Origin of the sequence: Rhizobium sp. 18065 (genome assembly GCF_902706095.1) — a bacterium.
In the GTDB taxonomy this organism is placed as follows: domain Bacteria; phylum Pseudomonadota; class Alphaproteobacteria; order Rhizobiales; family Rhizobiaceae; genus Allorhizobium.
Genome location: NZ_CACSJP010000014.1, coordinates 1 through 24,475 on the forward strand (window position 1 = coordinate 1; position 24,475 = coordinate 24,475).

General features: G+C 63.1%; 19 protein-coding genes, 1 tRNA gene and 1 pseudogene. 11 read left to right on the plus strand and 10 right to left on the minus strand.

Annotated features, from left to right (window positions below):
* Positions 1–50 precede the first annotated feature (50 nt).
* Both GVK95_RS22635 and GVK95_RS25340 read left to right on the plus strand, forming a co-directional pair.
* Positions 51–127 (plus strand) — tRNA-Met (locus GVK95_RS22635).
* Positions 128–200: 73 nt separating this feature from the next.
* Positions 201–358 (plus strand): annotated as a pseudogene (locus GVK95_RS25340) (transposase); the annotation flags it as partial.
* 349 nt (positions 359–707) lie between these two features.
* Here GVK95_RS25340 and GVK95_RS22640 read toward each other — a convergent pair.
* The 9 genes from GVK95_RS22640 to GVK95_RS22680 all read right to left on the minus strand — a co-directional run bounded on the left by GVK95_RS22640 (position 708) and on the right by GVK95_RS22680 (position 12,125).
* On the minus strand, positions 708–1,970 hold the full coding sequence (locus GVK95_RS22640; RefSeq protein WP_159952954.1) for a benzoate/H(+) symporter BenE family transporter: 1,263 nt from the start codon (positions 1,968–1,970) through the stop codon (positions 708–710).
* 93 nt (positions 1,971–2,063) lie between these two features.
* Positions 2,064–2,870 carry an enoyl-CoA hydratase/isomerase family protein gene (locus tag GVK95_RS22645; RefSeq protein ID WP_159952955.1) on the minus strand — a complete coding sequence of 269 codons (807 nt, stop codon included), beginning with the start codon at positions 2,868–2,870 and terminating at the stop codon, positions 2,064–2,066.
* 38 nt (positions 2,871–2,908) lie between these two features.
* Entirely contained in the window at positions 2,909–4,426 is a 1,518-nt protein-coding gene (locus tag GVK95_RS22650; protein WP_159952956.1) for an AMP-binding protein, read from the minus strand.
* Positions 4,419–4,931, minus strand: a complete 513-nt coding sequence (locus tag GVK95_RS22655) for a (2Fe-2S)-binding protein (RefSeq protein WP_159952957.1) — start codon at positions 4,929–4,931, stop codon at positions 4,419–4,421. The genes GVK95_RS22650 and GVK95_RS22655 overlap by 8 nt, the downstream gene beginning before the upstream one ends.
* Positions 4,919–5,746, minus strand: coding sequence for an FAD binding domain-containing protein (locus GVK95_RS22660; RefSeq protein WP_159952958.1), 828 nt, complete (start codon positions 5,744–5,746; stop codon positions 4,919–4,921). The genes GVK95_RS22655 and GVK95_RS22660 overlap by 13 nt, the downstream gene beginning before the upstream one ends.
* Positions 5,743–8,718, minus strand: a complete 2,976-nt coding sequence (locus GVK95_RS22665; RefSeq protein ID WP_159952959.1) for a molybdopterin cofactor-binding domain-containing protein — start codon at positions 8,716–8,718, stop codon at positions 5,743–5,745. The genes GVK95_RS22660 and GVK95_RS22665 overlap by 4 nt, the downstream gene beginning before the upstream one ends.
* A gap of 90 nt (positions 8,719–8,808) precedes the next feature.
* Entirely contained in the window at positions 8,809–9,675 is an 867-nt protein-coding gene (locus GVK95_RS22670) for an AraC family transcriptional regulator (RefSeq protein ID WP_159952960.1), read from the minus strand.
* 55 nt (positions 9,676–9,730) lie between these two features.
* On the minus strand, positions 9,731–10,762 hold the full coding sequence (locus GVK95_RS22675) for a substrate-binding domain-containing protein (RefSeq protein ID WP_159952961.1): 1,032 nt from the start codon (positions 10,760–10,762) through the stop codon (positions 9,731–9,733).
* A 10-nt stretch (positions 10,763–10,772) separates the two neighbouring features.
* Positions 10,773–12,125 carry an ROK family protein gene (locus GVK95_RS22680; RefSeq protein WP_159952962.1) on the minus strand — a complete coding sequence of 451 codons (1,353 nt, stop codon included), beginning with the start codon at positions 12,123–12,125 and terminating at the stop codon, positions 10,773–10,775.
* A 187-nt stretch (positions 12,126–12,312) separates the two neighbouring features.
* Here GVK95_RS22680 and GVK95_RS22685 point away from each other — a divergent pair, with 187 nt between their 5' ends.
* From GVK95_RS22685 to GVK95_RS22710, 6 genes are all read left to right on the plus strand, one after another.
* The gene (locus tag GVK95_RS22685; protein WP_159952963.1) at positions 12,313–13,125 is read left to right on the plus strand and encodes a sugar phosphate isomerase/epimerase family protein; all 813 of its coding nucleotides are present in this window, start codon (positions 12,313–12,315) and stop codon (positions 13,123–13,125) included.
* Between the two features lie 45 nt (positions 13,126–13,170).
* A complete protein-coding gene (locus GVK95_RS22690) occupies positions 13,171–14,292 on the plus strand; it encodes a substrate-binding domain-containing protein (protein WP_159952964.1) in 1,122 nt (373 codons plus the stop codon).
* A 106-nt stretch (positions 14,293–14,398) separates the two neighbouring features.
* Positions 14,399–15,565 (plus strand): Gfo/Idh/MocA family oxidoreductase, encoded by a 1,167-nt coding sequence (locus GVK95_RS22695; RefSeq protein ID WP_159952965.1) that lies wholly within the window; start codon positions 14,399–14,401, stop codon positions 15,563–15,565.
* Positions 15,562–17,136 carry a sugar ABC transporter ATP-binding protein gene (locus tag GVK95_RS22700; RefSeq protein ID WP_159952966.1) on the plus strand — a complete coding sequence of 525 codons (1,575 nt, stop codon included), beginning with the start codon at positions 15,562–15,564 and terminating at the stop codon, positions 17,134–17,136. Before GVK95_RS22695 ends, GVK95_RS22700 begins: the two co-directional genes overlap by 4 nt.
* Entirely contained in the window at positions 17,129–18,064 is a 936-nt protein-coding gene (locus GVK95_RS22705) for an ABC transporter permease (protein ID WP_159952967.1), read from the plus strand. The genes GVK95_RS22700 and GVK95_RS22705 overlap by 8 nt, the downstream gene beginning before the upstream one ends.
* A 4-nt stretch (positions 18,065–18,068) precedes the next feature.
* The gene (locus tag GVK95_RS22710) at positions 18,069–18,374 is read left to right on the plus strand and encodes a putative quinol monooxygenase (protein ID WP_159952968.1); all 306 of its coding nucleotides are present in this window, start codon (positions 18,069–18,071) and stop codon (positions 18,372–18,374) included.
* A gap of 86 nt (positions 18,375–18,460) precedes the next feature.
* Here the strand turns inward: GVK95_RS22710 and GVK95_RS22715 are convergent, their stop codons facing one another.
* Positions 18,461–21,277 carry a PAS domain S-box protein gene (locus GVK95_RS22715; RefSeq protein ID WP_159952969.1) on the minus strand — a complete coding sequence of 939 codons (2,817 nt, stop codon included), beginning with the start codon at positions 21,275–21,277 and terminating at the stop codon, positions 18,461–18,463.
* Between the two features lie 206 nt (positions 21,278–21,483).
* Here GVK95_RS22715 and GVK95_RS22720 point away from each other — a divergent pair, with 206 nt between their 5' ends.
* From GVK95_RS22720 to GVK95_RS22730, 3 genes are read left to right on the plus strand one after another with little or no spacing between them, the layout of a single operon-like run.
* Positions 21,484–21,975: a hypothetical protein gene (locus GVK95_RS22720; protein WP_159952970.1), complete on the plus strand. Its 492-nt coding sequence runs from the start codon at positions 21,484–21,486 to the stop codon at positions 21,973–21,975.
* A 5-nt stretch (positions 21,976–21,980) separates the two neighbouring features.
* Positions 21,981–22,682, plus strand: coding sequence for a response regulator transcription factor (locus GVK95_RS22725; protein WP_280178093.1), 702 nt, complete (start codon positions 21,981–21,983; stop codon positions 22,680–22,682).
* Between the two features lie 8 nt (positions 22,683–22,690).
* Positions 22,691–24,139: an EAL domain-containing protein gene (locus GVK95_RS22730; protein ID WP_159952972.1), complete on the plus strand. Its 1,449-nt coding sequence runs from the start codon at positions 22,691–22,693 to the stop codon at positions 24,137–24,139.
* The last annotated feature ends 336 nt before the right edge of the window (positions 24,140–24,475 follow it).

Sequence of the window (24,475 nt, forward strand, 5' to 3'; positions counted from 1 at the left end):
CGCCAACGCAAAAACGTTGGCGTGTCGCGCAAACCAAAGTTTGCGCTTGGCGCGGGGTGGAGCAGCCCGGTAGCTCGTCAGGCTCATAACCTGAAGGCCGCAGGTTCAAATCCTGCCCCCGCAACCAGTTCATGCATAAATCGCTGACCGCCTCGGTATAACCGGGGCGGTTTTTGCGTTTGGGGGATCCTGATAAATCCGCCAATACCACCATCCTGTCACTGCCGCCCAAGTCCCCGGAACTCAACCCGGTCGAAAATCTCGAGCTCTTCATGCGCGAGAACTGGCTGTCGAACGCACCTTCAAGTCCTACGAGGATATCCTCACCCATTGCTGTGAAGCCTGGCGCAAACTTTAAAACCAGCCTTGGTGCATCATGTCCATCGGGCGCAGCCATTAGGCGCATGGGTTCTGATCAGTGAGGACGCGTATAAGCAGAGGCTGCCAATGCCGTGCCGACCGCGGCTGAGATTTTACAAACCTCCAATGCCGGAAGCGCATGTCGGTCTCTCTAGCTTGTCACGCGGATGTAATCATCGAACTTGGTGACCAACCGGGCCTCCTTCGGTGAAGTTCGCTATCTCCTTCTCTAGCGTCTGCCGCTCTGCTTTCAGACGATCGAGGGCAGCGATGCGCCCCCCATGCCGGACTACAGAAAAGCAATGGGGGGCGACTTGGAAGCTCGCGTCTATAGCGGTAACCCGCGCTTACGCGGCCTGTTTCTCTCCGAGGTTTCCGGCTTCGACAAGGGCCGAGACGATCACGCCGGCGACCAAAGCCCAAAACGGTGCGCTGATACCGAGGAGCGTAACATTCGACATGGCGACAGCAAGCGCCACGAAGGCGCCGGTCTGGTTGCCGAGCGACTTGCCAAAGGCGTTCTGGAAGGCCGACAGCAACACGCTGATCATGGCGAGACCGGCGACAGTGCCGATGAGTGCTGATGGCAGGCTGAGCACGATCGGAACGGCAGCACCCGCGATGAGGCCGAAGGTGGCGAAGAGCACGCCGTTGACAACCGTCGCGGCATATCGCCCTTCTTTGTTTTCGCCAGCTTGTTCGGACGAGCATATCGCTGTCATCGGACCCGCAATATTGGCATTGTGGCCGCCGAGGAAGCCGGCCGCAACGCCGCCGATGCCGGAAATGATCGTCATCGCGTTGACCGGCGGACGATAGCCTTCGGCCATCAGGACACCGGTGGCCTGCGCGTTCTCGGCACCGATCACGAGAAGGGCGAGTGGGATGGCGATCGCGAAGAAGGCGTCAATGGTGAATACCGGCATGGTGAATTCCGGTGCCGCGAAGGCGATGTTGGCCGCTCCGCCGCCGATCGCGCCCGTCGCAAATGCCGCGATCAGGCCGGCGACGAGGGCGGCCAGCACTGGCGGGATGGTCTTGGTCAGCCGCATCGAGACGAAGAAGGCGAGGATCGCGGCACCGGCAATGAAAGGTGCCGAGCCAAGCGCCGTGACGGTTCCGATCGCAAAGCGGATCAGCGCTCCGGCGATCATCGCCATGACGATCGGCATCGGCAGCCAGCGCATGACCTTGCCGATGAGCCCGGTTACGCCGAGCAGCAGAACCAACAGCCCCGCCAGGATGAAGGCGCCAACCGCTTCATTGAAAGGAATGGTCGCAAGCGAGCCGGCGACGAGGGCAGCACCAGGGATCGAATAGGCGCCGTTGATCGGCTGCTTGTAGTGGAGCGCCAGCAGCATGCTGATAAACCCGCCGAGCACATAGATCGCAAACAGCCAGGCGGCGGTTTGCCCGTTGGTCAATTTGCCCGCCTCGGCCGCGCCGATGACGATTAGGGCCGGGCCGGAGCAGCCGAAGATGGCGGCGACGAGCCCGGCGCTCATCGTCTTGATGCCGAGATGTTTCGGCAGGTCGCGGAGACCCGACACGATGCCGGGTCCTCTTTCGACAAGGCGTCTTTCCTGTGTGGTCTGGTCGATTGTTTCCATGTTGGTTCCTCCCGAAGCGGATACGAGGCCGCTCCCTCCTCTTGGAAATAAAGCCGGGTTCCTGCCCGGCCGGTGGTTCAAAGTCCCTCTGGTTCAGCGTCCGACGAAGGCCGGCGTGCGCTTTTCGTGGAAGGCGAGCACACCTTCGCGGAAATCCTCCGATGTCCGAAGCCGGCTGTAGCAATGGCCTTCGAGCTCGATGGCCGTTGAAAGCGGAGCGTCGTCGGTATCGTTCAGGAGCTTCTTTGCCGTGCGCTGGGCGAGCGGCGAGAAGCCGATCAGTTCCTCGACCAGCGCATCGACGGCCTTTTCCAGATCGCCATCCGCAACGATCTCCGAGGCGATGCCCCAGTCGTAGGCCTCCTGGCCGGTGACCCGCTTCGAGCGCATCACGATGTTCTTGGTGCGGGTGACGCCGACCATCTTCTGAAGGCGGGCCGAGCCGCCGGAGCCCGGGATCTGGCCGAGCTTCTGCTCGGGCAGCGCGTAGCGGGTGGTCTCGGTCGCGATGCGGAAGTCGCAGGCGAGCGACAGTTCGAAGCCGACGCCGAAGCAAAAGCCGCGATTGGCGGCGATGACCGGCTTGGAGCAACGGGCAGGTGCCGCAATGTTCCAGGCGAGGTGCGAGACGTGCTCCGGGCTCGCCTCGAGGAAGCCCTTGATGTTGCCGCCGGACGAGAAGTGTTCGCCCTTGCCGGCAACCACGATGATGCGCACGCGATCGTCCTCGTCGAGCGCCTCGAAGACGAGGCGCAACTGGTCGCGTGCCAGCATGGAGACGACGTTGTAGGGCGGACGGTCGAGCGTGATGTCGGCGCGCTGGCGTGTCGTGTCGATCGTGATGGTGAAGCCGTCGAGTTCGGCGAGGCGCGGGTCCTGGAATGTGGCGTGTTCGGGCATGGAATGTCCTTTCATGGGTCTTGTGGCGGTCTGGCCGCTCACTGGTGTTCGGGAATGCGTTCCTCGGTGTATTCGCCAGCCACCAGAAGGCGGCGCAGCAGCTTGCCGACGGGGGATTTCGGGATCGCCTCGACGAAGACGAAGCGGCGTGGGCGGCGGAAATTGGCAAGACCGGAATCGCGGCAATGGCGGTCGAGATCCTCGGCCGTGACATCCCCCCGCCGCTTGACGAAGGCGACGACGATCTTGCCCCAGCGCTCGTCGGGCAGGCCGACGACGGCGACCTCGGCGACGCCCTCGTGCAGCGACAGGCAGCTTTCCACCTCGACCGGTGACACGTTCTCGCCGCCGGTGATGATCATGTCGTCGGCCCGACCGGTGACGAAGAGATCCCCGTCTTGGTCGACGAAACCGGTGTCGCCGGTGAAGTACCAGCCGCCGTGAAGTGCCTTGGCGTCCGCATCGGGCCGCTTCCAGTAGCCCTCGAAAGCCTCGTCGCTCTTCATCAGCGCGATGATCTCGCCTTCCTTGCCGACGGCCGCCCGCTCGTCCGGATTGCGGCTGCCGAGCTTGACGACGCGGATCGTCTGATTGATGCCGGCGCGGCCGGCGGAGCCGGGTTTCGCGGTCGCCGTCTGCTCGATCGTAAAGGTGTAGATTTCCGACGAGCCATAGTGGTTGACGAACAGCTCAGGCCGGAAGGTCTGGTCCAGACGCTTCAGCAAGCCGTCAGTCATCGAGGCGCCGGCATAGCCGAGCTTGGTGACGGAGGCGACGCGCTCGGGCGAGAATGCCTCGTGATGCACGAGGTCGTGGTAGAGCGTCGGCACGAGGTACAGATTGGTGATCTTCTCCGCTTCGATCAGGTCGAGCGCCTTCGCCACGTCGAAACGCGGCAGGCAGATGAAGGTGCCGCCGATCAGCGAGGATGCGATCAGGGAGCGCACGCCCATCGTGTGGTAGAGCGGCATGACGCCGAGCGTGCGCTCGCCATGCCGGTAGAGGTTCTGCGCCACGTGGGCGACGGCACCGGCGCGTTCGGCGCGGTGACGCCGTGGCACGCCCTTCGGCTTCGAGGTCGTGCCTGAAGTGTAGAGCATCAGCGACCAGTCGGCAGCGTCGGCGAAAGGCACTACATCGGGGGCCGTGCCTTCCATGAGGTCGGCGAGCGCCTCGGCCGAGAATTGCGGCAAGTCCTGCGCGCGCCGCGACAGGCGCACGGCCTCTTCCGTCGATGCCTCGTAGAACACGGACTTCGCGCCGGCATCCTCGATGCCGAAATCGATTTCATCGGCTTTCGCCCGCCAGTTGAGCGGCGTGACGACCAAGCCGAGAAACTGGCAGGCCCAGTGCAGCGACGCGTTCTCCCAACGGTTCTGCATGGCGGTCAGCACATGGTCTCCGCGCTGCAGACCGGTCTCGCGAAGGGCCGCGGCAAGTGCCGAAACTTTGTCGTACCATTGGCGATAGCTCAGTCGCATCTCCCCGTCGACGATCGCGAGCGCGTCCGGGTCGCGCTCCACGCTCGCGAGGAAGCTCGTTCCTAGATCAAGCATTGGGTGTCTCCTCCTTCCGTTGTTCCTCCGCGGCGGCGAGCGCCGCCTCGACGATGGTCGCGTAGCCCGTGCACCGGCAGAGATGGCCGGAGAGGTGTTCGCGTATCTCTTCCCGGCCGGCGTCCGGCTGCTCGTGCAAGAGCGCGTCGAGCGACATCAGGATGCCGGGCGTACAGAAGCCGCATTGCAGGCCGTGATGGCGGCGAAAGGCGGCCTGAAGCGGGGAAAGCTCGGCCGGACCGGGGGCCAGCGCTTCCACGGTCCGCACATCGCTGCCGCGCACCTGCTGGGCAAGCGTCAGGCAGGCGCGTGCCGGCTTTCCGTCGATCTGCACGGTGCAGGCGCCGCAGACGCCGTGCTCGCAGCCGACATGGGTGCCGGTCAGCCCGACTTCGTGGCGCAGCAGGTCCGAAAGCAGCATGCGGTTTTCGGCCTCTGCACGGACCTTCTGGCCGTTCAGCGTGAAATCGACCACATGCCTCTGGGCAGCGTTCATGCGCGGCATCGGCTTGCCTCCTCGAGGGTCTCGCGACCGAGATTGCGGACCAGTTCGCGCCGGTAGCGGGCGCTGGCGTGAATGTCGTCGCGGGCGTTTAGCGACCAGGCGATATCGTTGAGGGCATCGTCGAACTGGACGTCGTCGAGCGCGGGCAGCGCGAAAACGCGCGGCCGGTCGTCGACGCCGGCAATGCCGAGTCGCAAACCCTTTTCGTCGGCGACGGCAGCGCAGGCGACGATGGCGAAATCGCCATGCCGGCGGCCAATCTCGCGGAAGGCATAACCGCTGCCGGGGCGGGCTTTGGGGAAATGCACGGCTTCGATCATCTCGCCCTCGGCGAGATCGGTCGCCATCATGCCGATGAAGAAGTCGTCCGCCTTGACCTTGCGCTTCTGCTTTCGGCTGCGCAGGCTCACCGAACCGCCAAGCGTCACCAGTGAAAGCGGCAGCTCGGCGCTCGGGTCGGCATGGGCGACAGAGCCACAGACCGTGCCACGCGCCCGGGTCTGAACATGGCCGAGCCAGGGGAAGGCGGCGGCCAGAAGCGGCAGGTCGCACGAAAGATTTGTCCAGGCTTCCAGTTCGGCCTGCCGCACGCCGGCGCCAACGGTGATCTCGTCGCCCGACGTTTCGATCCGCCGCAATGCCTCAAGCCGCATGATGTCGACCAGCAGGCCTGGACGGGCGAGCCGCATGTTGAGCATCGGCACCAGAGACTGCCCACCGGCGATGACGCGAGCCTCACCGCCGCCCTCGGCGAGTGCGGAAAGCGCTTCCTCCAGCGTGTCCGGGCAGAGGAAATCAAAGGATGCAGGCTTCATCTGCGCCTCCTGAAAAGGCTCAAAAGCCGTTGAGTGAAGCCGGCGTCGGCGCTGGGAGGCCCTCCGCCGCCGGCATGACGGGCGAGCGCCTGGAAGAACTGTCCGATCACCACGCGCGCCGCGCCGTCAAGAAGTCGGCCACCCACAGAGGCGACCTTGCCGCCGATCGCGGCCTGATATCGATAGTCTATGCGGGTGCCGGTCGCCGTTTCCGTCAGCGTGACACGGCCCGTGCCGCGACCGGAACCGAGTGCGCCCTCCGTGCCGCCGGACAGCGTGACCGCCTCCGGCGCAAGCATGTCGGAGAGGCGGATGTCGGCGCGGTATCGGCCCTTGACCGGACCGATCCCGAGCGTGACCTCGGCGCGAAAATGCGTGTCGGAGACCTTTCGGACCTCATGTGCGCCTGGAATGATCGCCTTCAGCGTGTTCGGGTCGAGCAGCATCGTCCAGACGGACTCACGCGTGGCGACGACGTCGGCCGAGCCCGAGCCGGTCAGCAAACGTTCTCCGGAGGCGCCGGTGGCGACGGGGGGCGAATCCTGAGGTTTCGATGGCGGGCGCTCCTCGCCATAGAGCCATTCGCTGACCCGACTCGGCGACAGCGGCAGCCGGATGTCCTCGACCCCGAGCGCATCGGCGACGGCATTGGCGATGCAGACCGGCGTCGACATGCAATTGCCCTCGCCGACGCCCTTTGCGCCAAGTGGTGTGAAGGGCGATGGCGTCTCGTGATGGAGGATCAGCGGTTCCGGCGTCTCCATCACGGTCGGGATGAGGTAGTCGGCGAGCGTGCCGGTCAGGAAACTGCCGTCGCCGCCATAGGCATATTCCTCGTAGAGTGCGGCGCCTATAGCCTGGGCGAAGCCGCCGCGGACCTGGCCGTCGACCATGCCGGGATGCAGGATGCGGCCGCAGTCATGCATCGTTACATAGCGGTCGATGCGGACCTGGCCGGTCGCCCGGTCGATTTCCACGCCGCATATGTCGAAGATGAAGCCATGGCAAAGCGACGAGTTGATGCCGTCCGCTGCCGTCGGCGCCTCGAGTTGCTCCGGCGTCCAGAAAACTGTCTCGCGGATGGTCTGGCCGGTTCCATCAGGCAGCGTGCCGGGCGCCCAGTGGCTTGCTGCCGCCACACGCCCGAAGGAGATGGTATTGTCCGGATTGTCGCGATCGAAGAGCTTTCCGGCTCTGAAGTCTATGCGATCCGCCGTGACATTGAGTTGGCTAGCAGCGATCGCTGCAAGACGGTCCCTGATGCGGTCGGCGGCAAGGGCAGCGGCGCCGGCGACGGCAGCGGCAAACCGGCTTGCATAATTGCCGGAGGCGATCGACCAGGCGTCGCGCGCCGTGTCGAGTTCGGTATTGACACGCACGGCCTCCAGGGGAAGGCCGAGCCGCTCGGCGACGACTTGCGCCAGAACGGTGCGATGGCCCTGGCCCTGCGGCACTGATGCGACCTTGACGGTGACGGAGCCGAGTGGATCGATGGCCACCGTTGCAACGGATTGGGCGCCGTTCTTCGGACCCGCCTTCGCCCGTTCCTCCGGCGTCAGGACCGTCGTGATATAGCCCATATTAGAGACGCTCGGCTCGACAACCGTCGCATAGCCGATGCCGTAGAGGCGCCCTTCGGTACGTGCTTGATCCCGTCGCAGCAGGAGAGCCTCCAGGCCGCCTTCCTGACAGGCCCGATCGATTGCTGTCTGATAGTCGCCCGAATCCAGCAGCCCGCCGGTCGCTGTGCGATAGGGGAAGGCGTCGGCCGGCACGAGGTTCCGGCGGATGACAGCAAGCCTGTCGAGGTCCAGTTCGTCGGCGATCTTGTGGACGAGCCGTTCTAGCGCGAAGTAGACCTGCGGTCCGCCGAAGCCGCGGTTGAGCCCGGTCGGCGTCTTGTTGGTGAGCACGACGCGGTTGCGGATGGCGACGTTTTCGATCGCATAGGCGCCGGTCATGTTGCCATGCATGCGGTAGAGCGTCGCCGGCTCCGGTGCGCGGAGATGCGCGCCGCAATCTTCCAGTTGATCCCAACAGAGTGCTGTGATGCGGCCGTCGGCGGCAACGGCCGCCTCGAGCGTCGTGACACGGTTGGTCGCCGAAACCGAGGCCGTCAGGTGTTCGAGCCGGTCCTCGATCCATTTCACCGGACGCCCGGCGACGCGTGCGGCGACGGCCGCGAGGATGACATAGGGAAACACGCCCTGCTTGATGCCGAAGGAGCCGCCGGAATCGGGCGGTGTGCGCAGCCGCATGCGGTTGCCGGGCACGTTCAGCGCCCGGGAAATCACGGCATGGATCGAGAACGGTCCCTGAAAATTAGCCGTGACGTCATAGGCGTCCTCCCCCGGATCGTATTCCGCGATGACACCGTAGGTCTCGATCGGCGTGCAGGAATTGCGGGGATAGGCGATACGGATGGAAATGCGGTGGTCGGCAGTCGCAAGCGCTGCTTCCGGATCGCCATAGCGAAAGCTGCGCTCGTTGATGAGGTTGGTGCCGAGCGAGGGATGCAAAACCGGTGCATCCGCAGCCAGTGCCTTTTCCGGATCGACAATGGCGGCGAGCGTCTCGTACTCGACCTCGATCAGGTCGAGCGCATCCTCGGCGAGATAGCGGTTTTCGGCAACGACGAGGGCCACGGGTTCACCGACATAGCGGACCCGGTCCCGGGCGATCGGCCAGCATTCGACATTCGCCTTGACCCCCACGGTCATGCTGCGGGTGAGCCGCGCAACGTCGTCCCCGGTCAGCACGGCGGAGACGCCGGGCAGGGCCCGGGCAGCGGTCGCATCGATGGCACGGATTGCGGCATGCCCATGCGGCGAGCGCAGGATCGCCAGATGCGCGGTGTCGCGGCGGACCGGCAGATCGTCGATGTAGCGGCCGCGGCCGGTCAGAAGTCCGGCATCCTCGACACGTTCGACGGTCCGGCCGATCAGGCCTCCCGCCGTTTCCAAGTTCCTCATGCGCTCCTCCCGCACCCGTTGGTGAAGGGGTGCCGTCTGGGAAGAGTGAAGAAGAGCACGCGATCGGGCGATACCGCCGCGTCTCAGACCTTACCGAGGAGTCTCAAAAACATCAGCCGAGAGACGGCTGACGTTGCGAAAGATGCTCGGCGAGGAGCCGGCATGATCGTGGAAGAAACGCGAAAAATGGGCCGGCACGGAAAAGCCGAGCTGGTCGCCGATCGCCGCGAAGCTCTCGCTTCCGTCGGCGACAGCGGCAACCGCGCGTTCCAGTCGCTGAACGTTGAGGAAAACCCGCGGGGTCACCCCCATCGAGGTCTCGAACAGCCGGAAGAAATGCGCCCGCGACAGACCAACGTCGGCCGCCAGAAGATCGAGATCGGAGATCTCGCCGGGGGTTGCCTTGATGCGTTCGACGGCCTTGCGGATGCGGAAGTCGAGGACCGGGCGCGCGGCGAGATCACGGATCGAGTTCGGCACGGCGCGCCAGTCGGCGAAGCGCTCGATCACGGCGACCATGAGTTCGCCGAGCAGCACCTCGTGCACTTCGGCGCTGTTGGGCTCCTTCACCATGGCCTCAGCAAGTGTGCGCGTGCACGAACGGATGTGGGGTGTGATCGAGCCGACATTCGACGCGAAGAAGTCCGGCGCGTGGCTCGCCGCCCAGTTGGGTCGGAAATGACCGAGCCATTGCGGTTCAATATAGAGCGCGAGGATCACCGTCTTCGGTCGCGCCTGGTCATGCGCATAGGCATGCGGCTCCCAGGTATTGATCAGGACGGCGCTTTCGTCCGTGAGCGGCACGAGCCGGTCGCGCACTGAAAACTGCGTGTCTGCGCCCTCTACCTTCAACAGAACATGGCAATGCGGATGCGCGTGCCGCACCAGGGGCCGATCCATATCCAGCAGCGCCACTCTCCCGAAGCGACCACGTGCGATGCGTAAAGCATTCGACATTGCTTAAATATTGGGTTGTTCCGCAGAAACTACAAGTTCGAAAGAGCTTTCGCGCTCAAGACGGGTGTTGATCGGAAGTCTTCAGGCCGACGAGCCTGAGCCTTCGGAGAACTTCCTGGGGTGCGGGCGCCCGCCACACGGTCTGGAAGCACTCCACCACATTGCTTGCGGTGACCGCAAGGCCGGGAAGCGCGACCCAGTCGGGGGCCGGCCGGCCGAGGAGCGCGGTCACTGTGATGGAGCCTGCGCTCTCACCCTGGCGAAACGGCTGCTGGGCGGCAATCGCGACGAGGGGATCGCTGGCAGCAAGGCCGATCGCCGCTGAATGACCGAGATCCACGGTCGTCATCGGAATCTTGCGCCCGAGCGTTTTGAGAACGCCGGCGGCCATCATTGCCGGCGTGTCCCAGACGACAAAGAGGCCGGCGAGATCCGGATGGGCTTCGGCAAGAGCGCGCGTGGTTGCGGCAACTGCCGACAGGGATGGAAACCGCTGGACGCGCAGAGACACGTCCGGACGGTTGACCTGCATCCATTTGACGAAGGCGATTTCCCGCTCGTTGGTCGCGAAGAAATCGGCGTCATAGCCGAGGACGCCGACCTCCGCGCCATCAGGCAGATGCGGCGACAAGCCTTCCGCGGCGATCTTGCCGAGGCCGAAATTGTCCGCCGAGACGAGGGAGATGTAGTCCTTTCCCGGAAGAAGCCCGGTCGGTGCGTTGTCGAGCAGGATGAGCTTTATGCCGGCCGCAGACACGCGCGCATGGGCGGCCGCCACTTTCGAATTGGCGACGGGCAGGGATATGATGGCATCCGGTGCTTCCTCGATCAGCCGCCCGAGTGCCTCGATCTGGACCTCCGGCGTGAAGGCGCAGTCGATCACGTCAATGACCGCAACCCCGCAATTTCCGAGCATGCCGATGATGCCGGAAAGCTGCTGTTTGGCCCAGTCGCTTTCGAGCGTGTGCAGCACTACCGCGACCCGCAAGCCACTGGCCCGCGCCCGCTCCATGTCCTCCGGCAGCAGCAAAACCCGCTCGGGCGCCGATGCCCGCTCCCCATGAGGGCCGAGACCCGCAATCGTCATTCAATCCTCCTCACATATCCGGCGGCCGGACAATATCCCCCTCGATGACCTTTCGCCGGGCAATTTCTTTTTTCATCTCCTGGAAAAGCGGATGCGCCTGAGGCTGCCCGGCCATGATCCAGTCTTTCAGCATCGATGGTGCAAATAGCCCTTCGGACGCAACGATTGCGGCCCCGACAAGACCGGAAGAGCTGCCCATCTGGGAGCGGATGATCTGCATGTCGCGGCTGACGAGGGGGTGGCAGGCACCGTAGATGGCCTCCCGTGCGGAGGCGAGAAGAATGTCATTGGTCTGCGCGATCGAGCCGGACAGCACGATGAGCGCGGGGTTCAGCATGTTGGCGAGCGTCGCAACCACCTGGCCGATCAGCCGGCCGCTCTGAGCCAGGATATCGATGGCGGCGGCATCGCCCATCTGGGCGGCCTGGGCGACTTCCAGTGCCGTGATGTCGGCGCCACGCCGAACGAGATCGGCGATAACCGGGCTGGTGCCGTTCTCTGCCGCAAGCCTACCATCCTGGGCGATGCGATCCGATCCCGCCATCGCCTCAAGAGTGCCTGTCCTTTCGCCTACGGTGACCGGAACAGAACCGATGAGGCCGACGGCCCCCTGCGCGCCACGAAAGAGAATTCCGTCGCTTGCCAGCCCGGCCCCGATGCGTTTGCCGACCTTGACGAACATCATGGTGCGCTGATTGCGCCCGGCTCCGGCATGCAGTTCGCCCATCGTCATGGTCTCGACGCTGGAACGGAGCCAGACGGGCGCATCGAAGGCCGCAACGAGTGTTTCGACCAGCGGAAAACTCTCCCAGCCCGGCAGGACGCCGGGGGTGGCGCGTTGGAAAAGCGTCTCGGCACCGTCGGAGACGGCGCCTGGAACCGAGATGGAGATGCCGTAGAGCTGGATGTCCGAATGCCGTTCCAGGATCCAGCGAAAAAGCGTGACCAGACGATCGGCGAGGGCGGACACAGGTTGGCTGAGCTCGGTCGCCTCGTGATGCTCCATGAGCAGGGAGCCGCCGAGATCGGCAATCCCGACGCCGAGCGCGGTTTGGTCGAGCGTGGCAACGAGGATGCGGCCGCGATCTGTGGCAAATCGCACAAGGCGCGGCGCCCGCCCACCGGATGCGGTCGCAAGTTCGCTTTCGTCGACCAGACCGAGTTCGCCGAGCGTACCCAAGCGGTCTGCGACGACCGCGCGGCCGAGTTCACTCTGCCGCTCGATTTCCTGGCGTGTGGTGGCCTGTTCTGTCCGCACCAGATTGAGAATTTCGACAAGGCTCGGCGCCGCGGTCTCGGTGACGCGGGGCCGGCCTTTGCGCCGGGGAGCGGCGTCATTTGCCGCGGTTGCCGTCGTCGGCATGAATTCTTCCTTCCGGCGGATTCGCCCTCTCCATCCTTCTTAAAGCGGAGGCTTCCGACTGGCAACATCGATCTTTTGCATTAAATCAGCAAAAGTATGCTTAGTTATGCAGGTAAATAGTTGACATGCACTTTTTATGGACGTAAGACAGCTCGCACATCAACACGGTCACTGGGAGGAGGCGCCGATGTCGAACTTCAAGCTCGCCTATCATGCGAATTGCTGGGGCAGTCTTGGCGGAGACGCAGTCGGCGTCACGTCAATCACCAATCTCGCCTACCGCACCTTTGGCGACATGCGTCGCGCCTTTGCCGACATCGCGTCGGCGGGTTATGAGGGCGTCGAGCTCTTCGACGGCAATCTTCTCGATTTCGGCGTGGACGAGATGCGGGCTCTGCTTGCCGACAACGGGCTGACGCTCGTGGCAACCTATGCCGGCGGCAACTTCATCTTCGACGATATCCTGCCGGAGGAACTGGCCCGGGTGACCCGCGCGGCGGATCGTGCCGCCGAGCTCGGGGCCCCGCATCTCGTCGTCGGCGGTGGGGCCAAACGCTTCGATGGCATCCGCGAGGCTGACTATCACAAGCTCGCAGCCGCGCTCGACCGCGTGAAGGAAATCGCCGAGGCACGCGGCCTCACCGCCCATTACCACCCGCATCTCTCGACGATCGTCGAGGGGCCGGCGGAGGTGCGCAAGATCTTTGCGCTCACCGGCATTCATTTCTGCCCGGACACGGCCCATCTCGCCGCTGCCGGCGGCGATCCTGCCGCACTTGTCCGCGAGCATGCGGCGCGCATCTCCTATGTCCATCTCAAGGGTTTCCAGAAAGAACCCTTCGCCTTCACGCCGATCGATCGCGGCGACGTGCCGACGGACGACATCATCGCAGCCCTTCGGGAGGTTGGCTTCGATGGCTGGGTCTGCACCGAGCTCGATTCATGGTCTGACCCACTCGAAGGTGCGAAGGCGAGCATGACCTATCTAAAATCGGCCTGACGGCCGCGACCGGGGCGCATGCCCCACTTTCGGGAGGAGAAAGTGATGATAAAGAGACGAACCCTGTTGGGCACTGCCGCCGTGTTGGCGCTTGCCTGCACTTACTCAGCGCCGGCCTTCGCCGACCCTGACAGCGCCCTGGCCGCGCTCCAGCAGACGGTCCTGTCCGAGGGACCGTCGGGCGAAGATCCCTCGCCAGCCGCCGATGTTACTCTGTCCGACGAGGAGCTGGCGACGATCAAGGCCATGAATGCGACGGCCGCGATCGTCATGCACTACGGTGGCAACGACTGGTCACGCGCCCAGATCAACGGCCTTCAGACCCAATTCGCCGCGATGGGCATCAAGGTGCTTGCGGTGACCGATGCCGGCTTCAAGCCGGAAAAACAGGTCTCCGACCTTGAGACCATCATGGCGCAGAAGCCAAATGTCATCGTCTCCATCCCGACGGATCCGACAGCGACGGCCGCCGCCTACAAGGCTGCTGCGGAGGCCGGCACCAAGCTTGTCTTTATGGACAATGTCCCGGCCGGATTTCAGGCTGGAAAGGACTATGTTTCGGTCGTCTCTGCCGATAACTACGGCAACGGCGTCGCCTCAGCGCATTTGATGGCCAAGGCTCTGAACGGTGAGGGCGATATCGGTCTGGTCTTCCATGCCGCCGACTTCTTCGTCACCAAGCAGCGTTACGATGCTTTCAAGGCGACGATTGCCTCCGATTACCCCAATATCAAGATCGTGGCCGAGCAGGGCATCGGCGGACCTGATTTCTCGGGCGATGCGGAAAAGGCGGCCTCTGCGATCCTCACGTCCAACCCCACCATCAAGGGCATCTGGGCGGTCTGGGACGTGCCGGCCGAAGGCGTGATTTCGGCGGCCCGTGTCGCGGGTCGCGACGATCTCGTCATCACCACGATCGACCTCGGGGAAAACGTGGCGATCTCGATGGCCCAGGGCGGCTTCGTCAAGGGGCTCGGCGCGCAGCGGCCTTATGATGCCGGCGTCGTCGAAGCCAAGCTGGCCGGCTATGCGCTGCTCGGCAAGGAAGCGCCGGCCTTCGTCGCATTGCCCGCCCTTCCGGTGACCCGGGACACGCTGCTCGACGGCTGGAAGGCGGTCTATTCCACCGAGGCGACCGACAACATCAAGACGAGCCTCGGACAGTGATCCGCAGGACACGGGGTGCCTCTCGCGCCCCGTGTCCGACACGATCCGGCCTTTGCCGGCAGTCGAACTTGGCGCCCAAAGGGCGAGCTTTTTCAGGAGAAAACCGATGACCAAAGTGATGAACGTCGCCATGATCGGTGGCGGCTTCATGGGCAAGGCGCATGCCATGGCCTATGCCTCGATGCCAATGTTCTTCTGGCCCGCACCGGCCATTCCCCACCGCAAGGTCGTCGTCGACGTGACCGACGGCATGGCCGAGGAAGCGCGCCAGCGCTACGGTTTCGAGGAAGCGTCGTCTGACTGGCGCGCTGTCGTCAACCGGCCGGATATCGACGTCGTCGATATCTGCACGCCGAACAACGTGCATGCCGAGATCGCCATTGGGGCCGCCAAGGCCGGCAAGCACATCATCTGCGAAAAGCCGCTTGCCCGCACCGTCGAAGAGGCGAGGGCGATGCATGACGCGGTGAAAGCCGCCGGCGTCATTCACATGGTGGCCTTCAATTATCGCCGCACGCCGGCCGTGGCGCTCGCGAAGAAGTACATCGACGAGGGGCGCATAGGCCGGATCCTGAATTTCCGCGGCACCTATCTGCAGGACTGGTCGGCTGACCCGGATTCGCCCCTCTCCTGGCGCTTCCAGAAGAAGATCGCCGGCTCCGGCACGGTCGGCGACATCGCCACCCATGTCGTCGATCTCGCCCATTATCTCGTCGGCCCGATCGCAGAGGTCAACGCGATCACGACGACCTACAACAAGACGCGACCGCTGCAACAGGGCGGCGTCGACAAGCTCGGCGCGGCGGAAAAGGCCGCCGATGCAGAACGCGGCGAGGTGGATGTTGATGATGAGGTCATCTCCATGCTGAGATTCGAGGGCGGCGCGATCGGCAGCCTGGAAGCGACCCGCAACGCCTATGGCCGCAACAATTTCATCACGCTGGAAATCCACGGCACCAAAGGCTCGATCCACTTCAACTACGAGCGCCGCGATGAGCTTCAGGTGATGTTTGCCGACGACCCGGCGGATGCGCGGGGATTCCGCACCGTCTATACCGGCCCGGCCCATCCTTATGGCAACGGCCTGTGGCCAATTCCCGGTCTCGGCATCGGTTATTCGGAAACTAAGATCGTTGAATGCTACGATTTCTTCTCGGCCATCGCGAAGAACCGGCAGCCGAGCCCGAACTTTGAGGATGGCTTGCTGACGGAGCTCGTCGCCGACGCCCTTATCCGTTCCGGCGAAACCGGACTGTGGGAGAAGGTGGGATGAGTACGAGCGCCGCTGCGGTCCGCATGACCGGCATATCCAAGACCTTCGGCGGCGTGCGTGCGCTGGACGACGTGTCCTTCGAGGTCATGCCCGGCGAGGTCCATGCGCTGCTGGGCGGCAACGGCGCCGGCAAGTCGACGATCCTCAAGGTGCTGAACGGCGTGCATCGTCCCGACAAGGGCTCAATCGAGGTCGGTGGAGAGCCCTTGTCAACTCATTCACCGGAGGCGTCGCGGGCTGCCGGGATCGCCATGAACTACCAGGAAATGAGCCTTGTCCCGACGCTGACCGTGGCGCAGAACATCTTCCTGACGCGGGAGTATCGCGCCGGCACGGGGCTCATCGACGACCACGAGGCGGAGAAGCGTGCGGCGGACATATTCGCCATGCTCGACGTCTTCGTCGATCCGAAGGCCCTGGTCGGCGATCTCGGTGCCGGCCAGAAGCAACTGACGGAGATCGCGAAGGCGATCTCCCAGGATGCGACCGTGCTGGTACTGGACGAACCGTCAACGGCGCTCGCCGTGTCCGATGTCGAGCGGCTCTTCGTCTTCCTGCGCAAGCTGAAGGCAAAGGGCGTGGCGATCATCTATGTCAGCCACCGCATGGATGAGATTGCCCGCATTGCCGACCGCGCGACGATCCTGCGTGACGGCCGGCATGTCATCACGGCGCCGCTCAGTGAGCTGCCGATCGACACGATGATCGAGCATATCGTCGGCCGGCGCTCGAAGGGACTGTCGGACGTCGAGCGCGGCGTGGCCGTGAAGGGCGACGTGCTGCTGGAGCTCGACAATGTCAGCGGTCGCCACAAGCCGGAGAACGTGTCCCTGACGCTGCATCGCGGCGAAGTGCTGGGCCTCGCGGGCCTGCTCGGATCAGGCCGTTCCTCGCTGGCGCGGGTCATGGCCGGCATTGATCCGGTGGCCAAGGGCGAAATCCGGATCCAGGGCCGCACCGTCACGATCCGTAAGCCGGGCGATGCGATTGCCGCCGGTGTCGCGCTGGTGCCGGAAGCGCGCGCCACGCAGGGCATCATCCCTGATCATTCGGTCGCGTCCAACATGATCCTTGCCGTCATCGACAGGCTGTCCAAGAGTGGCCTCGTCGATACCAAGGCGGCGAACGACCTGACGGACGCGCAAATCGAGCGCCTGCGCGTGAAAACGGCGAGCCGCGACCATGCGGTCTCGACCCTTTCCGGCGGCAACCAGCAGAAGGTCGTCATCGGCAAGTGGCTCGCCACCAATCCCGACATCCTCATCCTCGACGAGCCGACCGCAGGCATCGATATCGGTTCCAAGTCCGAAATTATTCGCCTGGTGCGGGAACTCGCAGCCGCCGGCAAAGGCATCATCATGATCTCGTCCGAGCTGTCCGAACTGCTGACCGCCTGCGATCGCATTCTCGTCATGGCTGACGGGCGCGTTCACCAGGACCTGCCGCGCGAGGCGCTGGAAGATCCGTCCGTGCCCGCCGATGACCTAGCCCACCGTCTCCAGGCCGCCGAACAGCGGCTCCAGATCGAAATTCAGAAGGCCCTTGCGGTCCAGGAGGTTTCCCATGGCTAACGCCTTCTTCGCCAACTGGCGCCAGAACATCATCTATATCGGCTTCGTCGTCATCTTCCTCGTCTTCGCGGTGACCCTGGCAGACAAGGGGTTCCTCAACCCCAACAACCTGCTCAACATCGTGCGGCAGACCGCGATGATCGCCGTTATGGCGATCGCCATGACCTTCGTGCTCTCGGCGGGCGAAATCGACCTTTCGGTCGGTGCGGTCGCGGGCCTTGCGACGGTTACGGTCGCGATGGGCATCGCCGCAGGCGGGCCGATCGTCGGCATCGGTGCCGGCATCGCCACGGGTCTTGCCGTCGGCATGTTCAACGGCTGGCTCACCACCCGCATCGGCATTCCGTCGTTCCTGACCACACTGGCCATGATGGGCATCGCCAAGGGCGTCGCCATGTGGATATCGGCGACAGCCGCCGTGCCGATCCTGTCGCCTGGCTATTCCTGGCTCTTCGGCGGCGGCAATCTCGGGCCGGTGCCGGTGCTTATGCTCTGGATGGCGGTCCTCGGCGGCGTCGGCCACATCGTGCTGCGCCGCTCGGGCTTTGGCCGGCGGGTGCTGGCGACCGGCGGCGGCGAGACGGCGGCGCGCTATTCCGGCATCGACACCAAGGCGATCAAGTTCAAGGTGCTGGTCATCTCTTCGGTCGCGGCGGCGCTCGCCGGCATGCTTTATGCGGGGCGCCTGCAATCCGGCCGCTTCCAGCTCGGCGAGGGCGACGAACTTTCGGTCATCGCAGCAGCGGTGCTCGGCGGCACGAGCCTCTTCGGCGGCAGGGGAACCGTGATCGGCACCATCGTTGGCGCCCTGATGATCGGCCTCATCAACAACGGATTGATCCTCATGGGTCTGGAATTCAGCCAGCAATTGATCGCGCGCGGTGGCATCATCATTCTCGCCGTCGCGCTCAGCCAGAAGCGGAGCTGAGGCCATGGTCGTTTCCCTCATCGCAACGCTGACAGCCCGCCCGGAAACGCGAGAGGAGCTTTCCCGCCTTCTCACCGAGCAGGTCAGGCCCACGCGCGCCGAACATGGCTGCATCGACTACAACCTTCATGTCGATGCCAGCGATCCCTGCGTCTTCGTGTTCTACGAGAACTGGAAGAGCCAGGCGGACCTCGATGCACACATGAAAATGCCGCACCTCGAGCCTCTGCTGAGTCAGATCGACCGCCTGCTGGCAAAACCGATCGAGATGTGGCGGCTACACCCGGCGGAGTGCGCGGCGATCGGGTGACCGGATTGCGCATGACGAAAGATGAAATCATTCGGCGCTCCAGCGAAACGGTCGTCTCTGATCTGTCTTGTCGTGAGCAAAAACGCTTATATCTCGTCTCGTGAAGCGTCGATCGCCTCCCGCAAGGCCTCCGCAAGTTGCCGTCGGCTATAGGGCTTCGCGAGCGGCGACAATCGCGACGTGGCGCCGATGCCGTCTATATCCGCATAGCCGGTTGCAAGGACGACCGGCAGCGTCGGATGTCGAACCCTGATTTCGCTAGCTAGGGCGCGGCCGTCGATTGGGCCTGGCATAACCACATCCGAGAAGACCAGATCAAACGGGCCGTCCGTTTCGAGTGTCCGCAGCGCTTCCGTCGCATTGTCCACACTTGTGACGGAATAGCCGAGCGAAACGAGTGTTCCGGTCGCGAAATCACGGACCATGGGATCATCCTCGACGACGAGAATATGCTCCTTGCCACCCTGCAACCCCCATTGCGATGTGGGCTCGGCAGGAGTGTCCGTTGGCGCCAGTCGGGGAAAGGAGAGAGAAATGGTTGTTCCCTCGTCTGGCGCCGATTCGATATCGATCCTGCCTCCCGATTGCCGCATGAAGCCATAGACTGTGCTGAGACCCAGTCCGCTGCCCTTGCCGAAGGGCTTCGTGGTGAAGAAGGGCTCGAAGGCTTTCGCGCGCGTCTCCGCGTCCATGCCGAAGCCATCGTCGGAGATTCGGACCACGGCATCATCGCCGCTTCGGGCCGTCGAAATCGTCACCCTGCCACCATTGGGCATTGCGTCGCGGGCATTGATGCAAAGGTTCATGATCGATGCTTCCAGTTGCGCCGCATCCGCCCTCACATGTCCTGCTGAAGGATCGAGTTCGAGCCGCAGCATGATGGTTTCGCCGAGCGCAGAGGTAAGCAACTCCTCCATGGCACGTATGGAACCATTGATATCAAGAGAGGCCGGCTCGAGCGGCTGTCGTCCCGCAAAGGTCAGAAGTTGGCGGGTCAGGGCGGCGCCCTGCTGAGATGCCTTGTGGTTCAACTGTGCGATCGCGGACAGTCTGGGATCGGTGATTTCGTCGGCCAGGGTCTCCGCCGTCCCAAGAATGACCGTCAAAAGATTGTTAAAGTCGTGGGCGACGCCGCCGGTCAGTTGGCCAATCGCTTCGAGGCGCTGTGCCTGCAGCCGTTTTGCCTCGTCCAGCCTCGTTTCGGTGATGTCGCGGACGCCGCCGACCATGCGCGTCGCCTCGCCGGCGGCATTGCGGATGATGTGGCCTTGATCGAGGACCTCGGCATAAGTCCCCGCTCCACGCAGGAAGCGGTACTCCTCCCGCCACGTGTCGACCCGACCTTCGATCGCGGCCAGTACGCTGGACACCACGCTCGCGCGGTCATCCGGGTGGATCATGGATTCCCATTCCCTGAATCCATTCTCGACCGGCACATCGTCATGACCGAAGACGGATGCGATATTGCTGTTCCATTCCACCCGGCCGGTCGCGATGTCCCAGTCCCAGATCGCATCCGTCGTCATCATGGCGACGATCGCAAACCGTTCCTCGCTTTCGGCTAGGTGTTCTTCCGCAGCCCGTTTGTCGGTGATGTCACGCCCCGTTGCGACGAAATGGGTGGCGCGTCCGTCCGCGCCGACAATCGGCGCGATGCTCATGTCCACCCAGTATTCGCGTCCATCCTTGGCATAGTTGAGAGTTTCGGCCCGGATCGCCCTTGGGAGCGCCATGGCGCGATCGATCTGTTCGATGGTCTCGGCGGCTGTGTGCTTTCCTTGAAGAAAGCTCGGAGAACGGCCCAGCGCATCGCTCGGTGAATAGCCGGTGATCCGCACGAAGGCATCATTGACATAGACGATGGCATGGCTGTTTCCGGGCTGTGATGGGGCCTTCGTGACGATGACGAAGTCCTCAGTCCTCGAAATCGCCATTTCCAGCAGGTGCAAATGTTCATCGGTGGCGTGCCGTTTCGTCACGTCGCGAAAATAGACGGTCAGACCTCCCGGTCCGGGATAGGCCGTGACGGAGAACCATGCGTTCAGCGACTCGTAGAAGACTTCGAAGTCGGCCGTGATGTTTTCGCGGATGGCCCGCTCGTAGTGCTGCCGGATAATTCCCGACGAGGCCTCCGGGAATTCCTGCCAGATCAAGCGCCCCAGCAGCGTCGAACGCTGACGCTCCAGCAGAAGTTCGGCCTGCCGGTTGACGTAGATGAAGCGCCAATTCTGATCGAGCTGGAAAAAGGCATCGCTGATGTTGTCCATCGATTCGGCAAAACGCCGTTCGAGATCTCTTGCTGTGCTTTCCAGTCGCTTGTGCTCGTCAATGTCCTGCAGGGCACCCTGGATGCGGGCGACGCTGCCCATGTCATCTCGGATCGCGACACCGATCGCGCGAACCCATTTCCGCTGACCCGTGGCGTCGATGATCTCCACCTCGATGTCGTAGGGCATACCCGTCGCAACGCAGGTCTCGAAGTGCCGCATGATCGTGTCGCGCCACTCCGGTGCGAAGTACTTGATCCCTTCTTCGAGGGTTGCGGTCTTGTTGTTTGGTCTTCCATGTATCTCCCAGGTTTCGTCCGACCATTCAATTCTCCGCTCGGGCAGGTGCACCACCCACCCACCGAGCTTGGCGGCCTTGCCAGCGATTCCGAGAAGCGCCTGGTTCCCATAGACAGCGTGCTGCCTTGGCCAAGCGACGTCGTATCGATGCCGCCAGGCGATGACGAGGGCGGCTCCTATGAACCAGAGCCAGCCGGGCAGCGCCGGCCACGTCAGAACGAGAGCCGAGGTTCCTCCTGCAAGCAATCCGGCGGAAAACCGATCCGCTGCACATTGCCTGAGTGCGGTCACAAGAAAGCGAAAGACTTTGCCGGCGATTGCGTGTCCCGGTCGCATGGTTTGCCTCGTCCTCGGTCGCTGTGGAATTCAACCTTTCGATAATCTCCAGAGGCGGTGCAATCCATAGGGATCGCTTCAGTTTAACCTTTTTTAAATTTGGAGCGGCGGTCGCTTAAGAACGGTCCGCTTTAGTCGATGCATCCAAATGCGGTGGTTTGCCTCCCGATAGCGGGGCGGATTTCTGCAAGCATCGAGGCCATGCTGTGAAACACACCAAGAAAACAACCTATCTCAGCCGTGTTCAATCCGACTACTTCAGCCGCAAATGGTATTGCCGCAGCGTCACGCTCTTCTGCAATCTGCTGTTCACCGGACAATGGATGCGCAGGGCGCAGATCATTCGCTGTCTGGTCGTCGAAATCAGCGAGGGCGGCGCCACTGTGCGGATAGGCAGGTCGCAGATTCCGGATCACCTCTATCTCGTGATCGGCAGGTTTGACATCTTGGTCGGCAGTATCGTCGTCCAGCGCGATCCGGGACATCTGCAACTTTGCTTCCTGAAGGAGTTGAAGCCGGACTTCGTCAATCGCTTGTCTCGGATGACGTCCCCCTTCGCCACCTTGGAAAGCCTGGGTCGAGCCCCCATATCGGCAGGCGAAGACATGCAGCCAAAGCTGCGGCCGATGTTACCTGCGCCCCATGGTGCTCGGGAAGAACGCGTGGGCCACCCTATCAGGCACCCGAAAAGACAATGAACATAATGATCATAGAAGATCAACGCGACGTCGTTGATATGTTGCGGCTGAACTGGTCGGATTCGCGAGACCGGCTGGATTGCCTTGCATCCGTGAAGCAGGCGAGCCGCTTCATCCATTCCAACGAACTCGCCTCCTATGACTGCATCCTGATCGACATCAATCTTACAGACGGGAGCGGCCTCGAGGTGCTTCGCATTGCACGCGCGCGCTCTGATATCCCGATCATCATGATCTCGGGTGCCGGCGATGCCGACAGCCGCGCGGACGCCATCAGTGTTGGTGCAGACGACTATGTGATGAAACCGTTCAGCGTCAAGGAACTGCGCGCCCGCGTTCATCGTCTGCACGCCGCGCGCTTGGGCCCCAACGCCGCCCGGCACCGCCTTGCTTTCAAGGTCGGCAATATCGAATGCGACATCGGACGCCTGGCGATGGATTTCGATGGTGCCAGTCAGCCGCTGACCGCCCTCGAAGGACGGATATTGCAGGTTCTTCACGCCTGCGCCGGCGAGGACTGCCCGAAATCGTGCATTGCACGCCAGGCGCTCTTCCGCGAGTACGATCCGCGCGACAAGACGATCGACGTCTACATCAACCGGCTTCGCGGCAAGCTCGCGGAACTCGACGCCGCCAGCGGTGAGGTCATCAAGACGATCCGCGGCGTGGGCTATCGCTTGACCAAAATCCAACAACTGCAGGAGTAGAGGTGCCTATGCCTCAGTTCGTTGATCGGCATGTTTTTTCCCAAGAAATGGTCGAACCCGATCGATCCGGGCCCGATGAAGCGGCTCGCCTCAAACGATTGAGAGAAGTTTCCAGCGTTTCGTCCGGCTCGGATCCGGTGCTTGATGCGCTGGTTGACGCGGCCTGTCTCGCGGCAGACATGCCGATCGGGCTCATCACCCTGCTTGACGGGGAACGCCAGTGGTTCAAGTCAAAACGGGGCATCGAAGGATATGGGTCGCGCAGGGCAGACGCCTTCTGCGACCACACGATTCGCTCATCGCGACCCTTCATCGTACCCGATGCCGCTCGCGATGTCCGTTTTGCCGACAATCCTTTCGTGACCGGAGGCGACAGGATCCGCTTTTATGCCGGAATCCCGCTGGAAATAGAGCCGGGACTTCGGCTCGGCTCGCTCTGTGTTCTCGACCGCGTGCCGCGGCGGCTCGGCGCCGACAAGCGCGGGGTGCTGGAGCGGCTGGCACACTGCGCCGTGGAACGCCTGCTGCAATCCGAAGATCGGTATCTATTGTCCCGGATCGAACCGGGCAGGCTCAATCATGCAAAAACCGACAAGGCGGCGCTGGCGCTTGCTGAAGAGGCGATCGTTGAGGATCTCTTCACGCTTTACTACCAGCCGAAGATAGCGCTCGATACGGGACGGCGGATCGGGTTCGAGGCACTGCTGAGGCTGAAGAAGCCTGATGGTTCGATGCTCGGTCCTGCGGCCTTTGCCGCAGCTTTCGACGAGCCGGCGCTTTCCAGGCGAATCGGCAAACATGTGCTCCGGTGCTCGGTCGCACAGGCAAGGGAGTGGCAGGCGGCCGGCATCGATTTCGGGCATATCGCGATCAACGTCTCGTCGTCGCAGTTCACGGCATCGCCGCGCAGCCCCGGCCTGGTCGAAGAAATCCTGAGCGCAACCCGGTCGGCCGGGCTGTCGCCCCGACATATCCAGATCGAAGTCACAGAAGGCGTCATGTTGTCGGAGCAGAGCGCTGCCATAGGCAGGCAACTCGAGGCGCTACGGGCAGCGGGCTTCACCGTTGCATTCGACGATTTCGGCACCGGGTTCGCGTCCCTCGTGCATCTGAAGGAATTCGCCTATGACCAGATCAAGATCGATGGCGCCTTCGTGCGCGCGATGACTGGCTCCACCGCCGATCATGCCATCGTGAAGGCCATCGTAGACATGGCGAAGGCAATGGGAAAGCAGGTCGTTGCCGAAGGTGTGGAAACCATGATGGAGCTCCAGGCCTTGCAAGAGCTCGGCTGTCCCTATGGTCAGGGCTTCCTTTTCGGTCGACCAGTCAGTGCAACCGATATTCATTTCGCTGCCGATTGGAGGATGGATGTAATTACGGGCGCGTATCCCCGCGCCCTTGAGGCGGGCGAGGCTGTTGATCAGCGTGTTGCCACCGGGAAGCCATCTTGGTAGCGCAACCGCTCAGTTGTCAAAGCGGTTGCCGACAAGAATCTCAGCTGCACCATTGATTGGTATGTTTCATCGTCCCTCACCAAATGCGGACAGCGCTCTTCCTGGCCGATCCCGATTGTTGCTATGCTGCAAAGGCAAATCAACTCGACCCGAAGCAGCAATAGTTCCGCCCTTGCCGATCTATGTCGAAACACACAAGTCTCTGTGGATTCAGGCCCCCGCAACCAAATTTTAAAAACACCTCCGCACAGCACGCGGAGGTTTTTTGTTTTTAGGTTAGGTATTTAAGACGATATTGGACCCGGGCCCGCCGAACCGACGGATAAAGACCTTGAA

Coding starts and splice junctions, on each gene's coding strand:
- GVK95_RS22640 (WP_159952954.1), bottom strand. CDS start 1,970: ATGGAAACAATCGACCAGACCACACAGGAAAGACGCCTTGTCGAAAGA.
- GVK95_RS22645 (WP_159952955.1), bottom strand. CDS start 2,870: ATGCCCGAACACGCCACATTCCAGGACCCGCGCCTCGCCGAACTCGAC.
- GVK95_RS22650 (WP_159952956.1), bottom strand. CDS start 4,426: ATGCTTGATCTAGGAACGAGCTTCCTCGCGAGCGTGGAGCGCGACCCG.
- GVK95_RS22655 (WP_159952957.1), bottom strand. CDS start 4,931: ATGCCGCGCATGAACGCTGCCCAGAGGCATGTGGTCGATTTCACGCTG.
- GVK95_RS22660 (WP_159952958.1), bottom strand. CDS start 5,746: ATGAAGCCTGCATCCTTTGATTTCCTCTGCCCGGACACGCTGGAGGAA.
- GVK95_RS22665 (WP_159952959.1), bottom strand. CDS start 8,718: ATGAGGAACTTGGAAACGGCGGGAGGCCTGATCGGCCGGACCGTCGAA.
- GVK95_RS22670 (WP_159952960.1), bottom strand. CDS start 9,675: ATGTCGAATGCTTTACGCATCGCACGTGGTCGCTTCGGGAGAGTGGCG.
- GVK95_RS22675 (WP_159952961.1), bottom strand. CDS start 10,762: ATGACGATTGCGGGTCTCGGCCCTCATGGGGAGCGGGCATCGGCGCCC.
- GVK95_RS22680 (WP_159952962.1), bottom strand. CDS start 12,125: ATGCCGACGACGGCAACCGCGGCAAATGACGCCGCTCCCCGGCGCAAA.
- GVK95_RS22685 (WP_159952963.1), top strand. CDS start 12,313: ATGTCGAACTTCAAGCTCGCCTATCATGCGAATTGCTGGGGCAGTCTT.
- GVK95_RS22690 (WP_159952964.1), top strand. CDS start 13,171: ATGATAAAGAGACGAACCCTGTTGGGCACTGCCGCCGTGTTGGCGCTT.
- GVK95_RS22695 (WP_159952965.1), top strand. CDS start 14,399: ATGACCAAAGTGATGAACGTCGCCATGATCGGTGGCGGCTTCATGGGC.
- GVK95_RS22700 (WP_159952966.1), top strand. CDS start 15,562: ATGAGTACGAGCGCCGCTGCGGTCCGCATGACCGGCATATCCAAGACC.
- GVK95_RS22705 (WP_159952967.1), top strand. CDS start 17,129: ATGGCTAACGCCTTCTTCGCCAACTGGCGCCAGAACATCATCTATATC.
- GVK95_RS22710 (WP_159952968.1), top strand. CDS start 18,069: ATGGTCGTTTCCCTCATCGCAACGCTGACAGCCCGCCCGGAAACGCGA.
- GVK95_RS22715 (WP_159952969.1), bottom strand. CDS start 21,277: ATGCGACCGGGACACGCAATCGCCGGCAAAGTCTTTCGCTTTCTTGTG.
- GVK95_RS22725 (WP_280178093.1), top strand. CDS start 21,981: ATGATCATAGAAGATCAACGCGACGTCGTTGATATGTTGCGGCTGAAC.
- GVK95_RS22730 (WP_159952972.1), top strand. CDS start 22,691: ATGCCTCAGTTCGTTGATCGGCATGTTTTTTCCCAAGAAATGGTCGAA.